The following is a 9,894-nucleotide window of genomic DNA, read 5'->3' on the forward strand; positions in this document are numbered from 1 at the left end:
CGGGTTCGCAGTTGCCCGTTGGAGGTTTGCTTTGCTAATTGTTTAAAGTCGTCGGCTGTATGCATATCAAAATCACTCGAATATGAATACCACTATTAGATCAAACTTTTAAGACAATTGGTATAACCCCTTTTACGCAATTGCTCTATAAGGCTGCCTAGTCAGCCCAGCTCGGAAAGCCGCATCACGTTGCTGATTGCGGCTTTTTTACTCCCTTTACAGAATTTAATTACACAGGGCTAAATGTCTCGTTAGTCGCGCGTCAAAACCTTTCTAATATTTATAAAAGCACATCAAAAAGATGGTAAATTGGTTAAATCGTAGAAGCCGCGCTTAAAAACTACGTAAATCAAACGCTGTTACCTTTTCTAATAGAATCACAAAATAAAGGTACGTTTAACGCGAGACAAGGTGACGAGCGTTGAGGTTTTACCAAGGAGTAAAAAGTTGTTCAGGGTTGGACTATTCATTTTAATAACATTAGTGAAATTTGCTCATGCAAATTCGAGTGACAGCATTGAGCAAAATAATGTTCTGGCGTTTCACGCTGACAATGCATTTCTTACTGAAAGGGTAAATCTGCAAGGCAATCCCTATTCTACTTCTGTCGATACAGTACAAATGCTAGTTGATGAAATAGGGTATACAGATCCGGTGCTTCATGTTCCTCTTGTGCGTTCTTTTGCGTATATGCAGCATGGCGAAAACATTTGCGTACTCAATAAAATAAAAGCACCTGAACGCGAAAAAAATCATCTTTACTCACTACCGCTTAGCTTTTTCCAGACACAACGTTTTTACCAACTGGCTTCACTGCCACCAATAGAAAAAGAATTTTTGGATGAAAAAGGCCGAATACTAAGCATATCTCGCGTATTAGAAGCCTTTCCAGACTCTTTTATTGTGTTACCAGAAGAATACTCATTCGGTGAAAGGATAGACGACGACCTAAAGCAAGTTAATCGAGAGCAAATCCTTCGTATAGCAAATAATATTTATTACTCTCGCTTTATGGAAATGTTTTCAAAAGGAAAGTCTGATTTTGCACTCATTTTTCCTGCAACTTTATACAGAAGTTTTGGAGAGAACATGCCTATTAAAGTGCGCAGTTACTCTATTGCAGATAACCCTGACTATGTATCAGGCCACGTTATCTGCCCCAATACTCCTCAGGGTGCAGAGCACATAAAGCGTATAAACGCTGCAATAAAACGCATCTATTTAACACCTGAGTTTATTAATGCTCATACGCGCTATTTGCCCGCTCAGGACAAACAAAACTTGCGAACTATCATCGAGCAATCTATTGAAAAGTTTATGCTTGCCAATTAATGACTTGGTTATTTTTTGACAAGTTTGAGTGACTATGACAGCTTAGGTAAATTAAATTATAAAGAGAAACTCGCGCCTGATAGCGGGAAAGGGAATTTCAAATGTATCAAAAGCTTGCCTGTGTTTTTATCTGCGCCTTATTTGCTTTTAGCCTTAGCTTTCACGTAAACGCCAAAGTACGTGGCGAGGCCGTGGTTACAACAATAAAGTCAGAAGTTTTGAATGAGTCGCGAGAACTACTTATTCACCTACCTAATAACTATTCCCGCTATAAAGACACCACCTACCCAGTTTTATATTTGCTAGATGGACAGCGTAATTTTGCCCATACCGTAGGCACGCTTGATCTGCTAAATCAGTCTGGAATGGCGCAGGAAATGATTGTTATCGGTATTACCAACACCGAGCGCACGCGAGACTTCACACCTACCTATGATGAAAGCTACAACCAGTGGGGAATATCTGGTGGTGCCGACAACTTTTTAGACTTTCTAGAAAAAGAGCTAAAGCCTTACGTAGGGGCAAACTATCGCACCAATAACTACGCGATTGTTTCTGGGCATTCATTAAGCGCCCTTTTTACCTTATACGCACTGCATGAGCGGCCTGAACTGTTTCAAGCTTACTTCGCATTTAGCCCAAGTTTATGGTGGCACGAAGAAGTGATATTTCCAGAGGCAAAAGCGTTCTTTGCGTCAGATAGCGACCTTAACAAATACCTTTATATCAACATGGGTAACGAAGGTGGAAACATGCTAAGCGCATACGAACGTTACGCTGAACTGCTAAATAGCAGCGAACGAAAAGGGTTTACCTTTGACACGGAGCTAGACACATCTGAAAGCCACAATACGACTGCTCTTGCAGGTATGAGCTTGGCGCTTCAAAAGCAGCTAAATTCGTTACGCCCAACAGGTGCGATAATACAAGAAGGTATTCCTGCGGTAGAGCAACACTATAAAGACCTTTCTGCAAAATACGCTTTTGAAGCAAAGCCAGAATATAAAGCAGTAAACCACGCGGGTTATGCGGTGTTAAACAAACAAGACTTTAACTCTGCCATTGCAATTTTTAAGAAAAATATAGCTCGCTTCCCCAACAAATCTGATGCTTACGACAGTCTGGCAGACGGTTATGAAGCTAACGGCGATTTAGCCATGGCACTTGAAATGCGAGAGAAAGCGCTAGCAATGAGCTATGAAGAAAATGTTGAAAATGGTGCTTTTAAAACGCGGTTGGCATACTTGCGAAAGAAGATAGCGGAAGGTACAGGCGACTAGCTATCAAGTGCCTGAACTAGAAAATCGTCAGCATTGACCGAATAATAGTAGGAACTTACTCTGGTACGTTCACTCGTAATGGAATACACATAATGAAAACAAACAAGATCTTCGCCTCTTTAACACTTTCGCTTTGTTTAGCTTCGTTATTGGGCTGTGCTGAGCCTGAAACCCTGCCCGCCTCTCCCTCTGCTGCCGCAGAATCAAAAGAAGCCGACCTTTTAAAATCTGGGCTTACTGAACGCATTCGAATTGAAGGGCAAGAGGTTGATTACCAATCTTTAGAACAAAGACAAGCGCATTATGATGTACCTGGTGTGTCTGTCGCGTTTATGAGAAATGGGCGACTAGCTTGGACCATGCAAAGCGGCGTTAAAGATTTAACCACTGAATTGGCTATTGATGAAAACACGGTGTTCCAAGCAGGCAGTATTTCTAAACCCGCATTTGCGGCAGTATTGATGAAGTACCGCCAAGATAACCCGCTAGATTTAAATGCAGATGTTAATACCTTACTCACCAGCTGGCAGTTGCCTGAACACGAATGGACTGGGCAAAACGTTGTTTCATTGCGCAGATTATTGAGTCACACGGCAGGTACCACAGTACATGGTTTTCCTGGTTACGCGGCGGGCGAACCCGTGCCTACTTTGCAGCAGGTGCTAGAAGGTGCATTTCCAGCTAATACCGATGCCGTTGTTGTTGATATTCAACCTGGTACGCAAATGCGTTATTCCGGTGGTGGCACTACGCTTGCTCAACTTACCTTGCAGGACGTTGCTAATGAGCCCTTGCCAACTATGTCGCAACGGCTTTTGTTTAAACCTTTAGGCATGACCCGCTCTGGTTTCGACCAGCCAATATCGAAAAACCTATCAAACAATATGGCTACGCCGTATGACGGAGACGGTGCGCCAATTAAGGGTGGCGCGCATACTTACGCTACGCTTGCAGCAGCTGGCATGTGGAGCACGCCATCAGACATGTTGAAATTGGCAAACGGCGTTCGTAACGCGTATTTAGGGCAGAAAACCGACTGGATGTCGCAAGACACCGCGCAGGAAATGTTAACCAACAATACGCTAAGTACTGAGCCGCCTAATGTAGGAATAGGCTTTTTTATCAATATGGATGATAACGGTGAAATTTTAGGCTTTGGTCACGGCGGCGCAGATGCTGGGTTCATGTCGCAGCTATACCTTGAACTAGATACCGGCAACGGCTACGCCATTATGACGAACGGCAACAACGGTAGGCAGTTAATAACTGAACTAGAAATACGCTTAAAAGAAGCGTTAAACGTAGGTTACTCGGAAGCTGAGGTTAGGAAGTTAGTCCCCATAAGCCAAAAGGAATTAAGTAAATATATTGGAACCTATGTAGTGACCAACCCTGTGAATGTTGATGTGGTGCTAGAAAAAACAGCCAATGGCTTTGTGCTTAACGCCTTACCTTATGTTGAAAATGAAGAGTATTTTCATGAGGGCGGCGGCCGATTCTTTGCTAAGAATGGGAGTAGTCTTCGTTTTGAGATGGATGATGGGAGTGGGTTGATTGAGGCGCTTGTGATGGATGGGAATATTTGGGGTGCTAGGAAAGATTAGACTATAGGGTGTGAACTCATACATGCCCCTAATACTTTTTGTTCCAGTTACCGCCGTTAGCATATTCGAAGGCAAACGGCTGCTATATACGTACTCCGGTCGTTCAGGAATGTTTGGTGCAATCAGCGCTTAACGGGTCAATAGGTCCAAATTTTCACAACATCGCCTACCTGACTAAAAGTTAAACTTGCTAATACTATATGTTGCATTGTTTAATATGATTATGCATACGGAGGCGTGTATAAATGGCAAAAGGAAAGCTAATTTGGCATATTGCCTGTGACGAATCTGGTATAGATGGGCAGGTATACTACGGTTTTGGTTCCTTGTGGATGAAGTACCAACGTCGCGGCGATTTTGTTCGTATCATCAGAAATCTTAGGGAAAAGTATCGATATACAAACGAAATTAAATGGCAACGTGCTCATCAGAAAAATAACATTGATTTTTACAAAGAGCTTGCCGATGTATTTTTCAAACACGCGTGGCTGGCTTTTCATTGCATAGTTATTAGAAAAGGATTGGTAGATAAATCATTTCATGACGGTGACTACGACCTTGCAATGCGAAAACACTTCACAACTCTTATTTCTTCAAAAATAAAAGCAGTTAAAAAAGCACATCCTAATCAGTTATCAGAATTTCGAGTCGAAGTCGACCCATTACCGTCGCGATACAATAAGGCTGACGAAGCGTTTCATACAATCGCTAACAATATCCTAAAACAAGAATTAGGCGGTGATGCTCTGATTCAAACAGTTGTGACTAAAGACTCAAAAGATTCTCAGCAAATACAGCTGGCTGACTTTCTGTTGGGAGCAGTTATGAGCGCGTTTCAAGGAAAAGTAACCTCTGATAGAAAGCGAGATATGGCGAATCATATTGCATCATATTTAGGCTGGGACTCGCTCAAACACGACACTTGGGACTATGAGCGAAAATTTAATATTTGGTATTTTCATGATATCAGGCGAGATCAACGTGAAATTCATACGAAGAATGTAGAGCTGAGATATCCGCTCCCTGCAAAATCACTTAAGTGAAGTAGAAAAAAAGAATGAAAAAAAGTAACCACCAAGGAAAGGTGTTAAAAGATCATAAAAAAGTGGGCAAAAAGTTCATCCCCCCTTTAATGCAAATCGACAAGATGAGAGAAACATCGTTTGTAAACGACCGGCTTCCGTGCTTAATTTGGATGTCGTCATTATATCTTCGTCTTGGCGATAGGAATGCAACTAAAGTCATTGTTGATTTTATTGATACTGCGTATAACTGCTTTGAGGGTGAAAAAATTGCGCCGCTTCAATACATGGGTAGCTATACAACTCTGTCAGATTCAAAAAAGAATGAATTGTATGAGACATTAAGAACGAAACCATATTTCAACGACGTTTTAAGTAATCTCGAACATCAGTATCACTTATTAAAGAGCTATCCATTAGCGTTTCTTTTTTCTGAGCACCAGTATGGTGTTGACCGTGAAGATGCCATTGAAATGCTGAAAGAGGATGTAGAGGCGCTTTTGGATAGACTGTCATCAAAAGCGACCAAAGTTCAGGTTACTGCGGTTTACGCAGAGATAATATCTGGGCGAATGAAAATTTCTGCTCATATCGACTTGCCTGACTTCAATGCAATATTCAAAGCGCCAGAGTCTGATGATGCAAAGCGTGTTGCAAGTTTTGCTCGCGCTCATATCAACGGATTTGCAGCAGCTTCTTTTTTGAAAGAAATAGGGGTTCCTGAAAACAATTGGCCAGAGACTTTTTGGAATGAGGCTTTTGATTTAGATGGATGCGACAATGGATATTGAAGAATTAGTAAGTGGCTACGTCGATTATCTAGTGGACAGTTTCGATGAAGTTTGGACTAAAGTTAAAATTCCCGCGGATAAACTGGAGGCATTATCTGCCATTGGTGGTCTTTTATCTCGACAAATTACTCTCTCCATCGAGTTGGCTCAAGCTCCCTCAACATGGAACGGACATTCTGCACCATTATTCTTACGCTCTATGACCGATTTATATATCACGCTTGCGTGGATGATGGATGATTTGGAAGAGCGACCCCATAAATACATTATGCATGGTCTGGGTGAAGCAAAGTTACTTATCGAACACTACAAGCTCCTGTTAGAAAAGGAGGAATATCAAGAAGACAAAGAAGATCTTCAACAAATGATAGAGTTTAGAGAGCATTGGATTAATTCACAACGCAATGAATTTTTTGTCGAAGTGGATGTTGGAACGTGGTCGAATTTAAATTGTAGGAAAATGGCGCAAGAGGCAGATTGCGAAGACCTTTATAATTTTGCTTACACGCCCTTTAGCCAAGTGGCGCATAGCATGTGGCCCCATGTTTCAGTTTACAATATGACTCGTTGCAAAAATCCACTACATAAGCACCACTTGATTCCTGCTCTACTAGACGTGCCGCTCGACCCCGACTACTTGTATAGATCCTGCAAATACGTTGACAAGACTTATCGGTTGTTTGAAAAGCACTTTGAAGTATCAATAAAACTAATGCCGCTCGATTGGTGGAAAAACTATTGGGAATCTATTCCAATAGAAGAAGATGTAAAGTAGCGCCTTTGAAGAAGTCCGCTAAACTGGATTAGTGTGATTACCAAGGGATTATGTCGGTCTAATTACCGAGCGACTTTGTCGCATTTAAGGTAACAGTTAGTATTATCCACTTCAATAAATATGCAAATATTTCCTTTGAAGCATGAGTTAATTAGACGTTTTGTATATTATTGAATTAACCAGAATATTAAAGGTAGCCAATGTATACAATCAGTAAACTCGCCAAAGAGGCAAATGTTGGTGTAGAGACCGTTCGTTTCTATGAACGCAAAGGCTTACTTGAACAACCCATCAAACCGATACAGGGATACAGGCAATATACAGAACAAGCACTTTCAAGACTATTGTTCATAAAGCGTGCACAGTATTTAGGTTTTACATTGGCGGAAATATCATCATTATTAATATTAAGTGCTAGTAATTGTGAAGATGTTCAGCAACTCGCTGAGCAAAAGCTTGCAGTAATTGAAGATAAGTTAAGAGATTTGCTTAACCTTAAAGACAGCCTTGTCTCGCTCATTTCAGACTGTAAAACTAATCCAAGTGATAAAGATTGCCCAATCATTCAGTCACTTCAACCGTAAAATGACTCATCACTTGACTCCGTACCCATATACGGAGTTTATGCTGTGCTTAAAAGAACAGTGTAATAAACGTAAATATGGCAAAAAGTAGTCAACTATCAATCTTAGGCGGGCTTGCCGCAGCAATCGGTGCAAGTGCCTGCTGTGCCGGGCCTCTTGTTTTACTTTTATTGGGTATAAGTGGTTCATGGATTAGTCATTTAACACTCTTAGACCCTTATCGTCCTATTTTTATATTCGTGGTTGTAGTTTTATTTGGCTTTGCTGGGTGGAAGATACATCAGCCTGTTGAAAACTGTGCGGATGACGAGGCTTGTGCAGTCCCAAAGGTAAGAACACGACGAAAAGCAGTATTTTGGTTTACCACACTGTTGGCGTTTGTTTTTGTTACCAGCAACTACTGGATCATATGGGTCGTGTAGGTGCTACCACTTAACTCTAATTGGAGAGAAAAATGAAGAAGTTATTGATTACAACTTTATTGTTGATAAGCAGCACGGCGACGTTTGCAAAAGATGTAACTGTTACGTTAGAAGTTCCGTCTATGGATTGTGTAACGTGCCCGATAACAGTAGAAAAAGCACTTGAGCGCGTTAAAGGCGTTAAACAAGTGGAAGTGACATTTGAAAATAAACTTGCTGTTGTAACATTTGACGATGAGATAACAAATCCTGATGCACTAACAAAGGCTACAAAGAATGCTGGTTATCCTTCATTAGTGAAGTCGTAAGGCCGTCGCTAGTTGAACGATATTGAAACCCTCAGAGGAACACAAAACTATGGCGAAAATAGAACTCTCATCGACGATTACTTGCCCACATTGCGATTACAGCCAGCAAGAAGAAATGCCAACCACTGCATGCCAATTTTTTTATGAATGCACTAAATGTAAAACACTGCTAAAGCCTTTGAGCGGCGACTGCTGCGTTTATTGCTCATATGGAACAGTGAAGTGCCCTCCAATTCAAGAGGGCAACAGTTGTTGTAATTGAAAAGTAGTCAGTTAAACAACTGGCTATTTATTATGCTGATTCATGCAAAGCTAGTGATCTCTCAATTCTCAGTGCGGTTGTATTCATATCATTTCTCAACCACATACTGCGCACGCCATTTGGGCTAACATCAATGCCTAATGCTTCTGTTAGCTTATGTGCCACCTTCTGCTGACCAAGGTGAGGATGTTCAAGAGAGAACTCGATTACCGCTTTCTCGATTTCCATATCTACACAGTTTTTATGCCGTATGTTAGGCGTTTCTTGCCGTTTTAGCGCATCAGGGCCACCTCGCTTAACCATTCTTAAGTGCCGATGAATAGTGTCTCGTGAGACGCCACTTTGGCGTGATGCAGCACTGACGCTTCCGAGCTTTTCGATTAACGCTAATACTTCAAGTTTCTTCTGTACTGCCAAGTCTTCTGATGCCAGTTTGCTTGGCTCATTAACTTCCGAGATCTTCAGTTTGCGACCAGCGAAGTGAGCGGTAAACCCTTTTTTACTCGTGTTCCTTATCTCGATTTTCTGATTGGCAATGGAGTGCTTGAGCGGTGAATCAATGAGGTAGAATTTGTTGCCATAACTGAAGGTATGGTCGTTACGTATTTTACGATGGTTTTTAATGACGCAGATATCATCAAGGTTGATGTGTTTTGACAGAGGCGTAAATTCAGGTGCTTGCTTTGATTTCACTTGGACTTTCGACTGCCAGAACTGCGGAATGAAGACATGCTTAAGGTAAGCATTGGCAGCGGCGATATCGTTGATATTGTTCAACCTAAGTTCGGGCACCAACCTGTCTTGGAAGGTTTCGAACGCTCGTTCAACGCGCCCTTTACCTTGTGGGGAATTGGCAAAGATAATTTCAATGCCCAGCTCCTCACAAGCGCGTTGCATTTGTGAGAAGTTACAACGCTTAGGCCCACCATAGATTCCGGCTCTGTCCACATAAAGTGTTTTAAACACACCTTTCTTTTCAAGGCAGTCACGCATGACTTTCAAACATCCAACGGTGGTCTCTGATGGGAAGAATTCAGCATAAACTTCACTGGTGGCATCATCTATCATCGCAATGAGACAATGCTTTTTGTTACCAAACCAACGGTGCGGACTACCATCCATTTGCATCATTAAGCCCGGTGCGGCCATACGTTCTCTGCGTTTACGAACATGGCTACGACGACGCTTAGCTCGCTTTACATGATGAATATCGTGCGCCCAACCACGTAAGGTCTCACGCTTAACAACAATGTGTTCATTCTCAGCCAACTGCTCGGCTAAGTGCAGTAAATTCAAATCAAAATACTTATCCTTAATTAACGCTTGAACGGCTTTTTTTATCGAAATAGGCGTTTTATTCGGGGGTGATTTACCGCAATTACCATGCTGCGTATTCCGATTTACTTGAACACTCATTCCGGTTTTATTTGAACACCTCAGATCAACGCATCGTTGGCTAGTCGATTTTTACCTTAAGTGTTCAAGTGGCGTCAACGGTCGCCAGTGTTTTTCGC

The 9,894-nt window shown here is 41.8% G+C and carries 11 protein-coding genes; 10 read left to right on the forward strand and 1 reads right to left on the reverse strand.

The genetic code is table 11. The features are described 5' to 3' along the window. Positions 1–483: 483 nt before the first annotated feature. The 10 genes from MHM87_RS19390 to MHM87_RS19435 all read left to right on the forward strand — a co-directional run bounded on the left by MHM87_RS19390 (position 484) and on the right by MHM87_RS19435 (position 8,380). Complete coding sequence (locus MHM87_RS19390; RefSeq protein WP_239260759.1) at positions 484–1,332, forward strand: hypothetical protein; 849 nt, start codon at positions 484–486, stop codon at positions 1,330–1,332. A 101-nt stretch (positions 1,333–1,433) separates the two neighbouring features. After that, positions 1,434–2,612, forward strand: coding sequence for an alpha/beta hydrolase-fold protein (locus tag MHM87_RS19395; protein ID WP_239260761.1), 1,179 nt, complete (start codon positions 1,434–1,436; stop codon positions 2,610–2,612). A gap of 92 nt (positions 2,613–2,704) precedes the next feature. Then, positions 2,705–4,216, forward strand: coding sequence for a serine hydrolase domain-containing protein (locus tag MHM87_RS19400; RefSeq protein WP_239260763.1), 1,512 nt, complete (start codon positions 2,705–2,707; stop codon positions 4,214–4,216). 245 nt (positions 4,217–4,461) lie between these two features. Further along, positions 4,462–5,259 carry a DUF3800 domain-containing protein gene (locus MHM87_RS19405; protein ID WP_014951205.1) on the forward strand — a complete coding sequence of 266 codons (798 nt, stop codon included), beginning with the start codon at positions 4,462–4,464 and terminating at the stop codon, positions 5,257–5,259. Between the two features lie 14 nt (positions 5,260–5,273). Then, positions 5,274–6,029, forward strand: coding sequence for a hypothetical protein (locus MHM87_RS19410; protein ID WP_032096156.1), 756 nt, complete (start codon positions 5,274–5,276; stop codon positions 6,027–6,029). Beyond that, positions 6,019–6,804 carry a DUF5677 domain-containing protein gene (locus MHM87_RS19415; protein ID WP_239260765.1) on the forward strand — a complete coding sequence of 262 codons (786 nt, stop codon included), beginning with the start codon at positions 6,019–6,021 and terminating at the stop codon, positions 6,802–6,804. The genes MHM87_RS19410 and MHM87_RS19415 overlap by 11 nt, the downstream gene beginning before the upstream one ends. A 200-nt stretch (positions 6,805–7,004) precedes the next feature. Next, entirely contained in the window at positions 7,005–7,388 is a 384-nt protein-coding gene (locus tag MHM87_RS19420) for a MerR family transcriptional regulator (RefSeq protein WP_014951206.1), read from the forward strand. A 77-nt stretch (positions 7,389–7,465) separates the two neighbouring features. Continuing rightward, positions 7,466–7,810 (forward strand): mercuric transporter MerT family protein, encoded by a 345-nt coding sequence (locus MHM87_RS19425; protein ID WP_014951207.1) that lies wholly within the window; start codon positions 7,466–7,468, stop codon positions 7,808–7,810. A gap of 32 nt (positions 7,811–7,842) precedes the next feature. Further along, positions 7,843–8,118 carry a mercury resistance system periplasmic binding protein MerP gene (gene merP, locus MHM87_RS19430; RefSeq protein WP_014951208.1) on the forward strand — a complete coding sequence of 92 codons (276 nt, stop codon included), beginning with the start codon at positions 7,843–7,845 and terminating at the stop codon, positions 8,116–8,118. Positions 8,119–8,167: 49 nt separating this feature from the next. Then, positions 8,168–8,380 carry a GDCCVxC domain-containing (seleno)protein gene (locus MHM87_RS19435; protein WP_080589192.1) on the forward strand — a complete coding sequence of 71 codons (213 nt, stop codon included), beginning with the start codon at positions 8,168–8,170 and terminating at the stop codon, positions 8,378–8,380. Positions 8,381–8,410: 30 nt separating this feature from the next. On the opposite strand, the gene MHM87_RS19440 is transcribed toward MHM87_RS19435, so the two are convergent. Next, entirely contained in the window at positions 8,411–9,796 is a 1,386-nt protein-coding gene (locus MHM87_RS19440) for an ISNCY family transposase (protein WP_239260767.1), read from the reverse strand. Positions 9,797–9,894: the final 98 nt, after the last annotated feature.

Origin of the sequence: Alteromonas sp. Cnat3-28 (assembly GCF_022348265.1) — a bacterium.
GTDB lineage: Bacteria > Pseudomonadota > Gammaproteobacteria > Enterobacterales > Alteromonadaceae > Alteromonas > Alteromonas macleodii.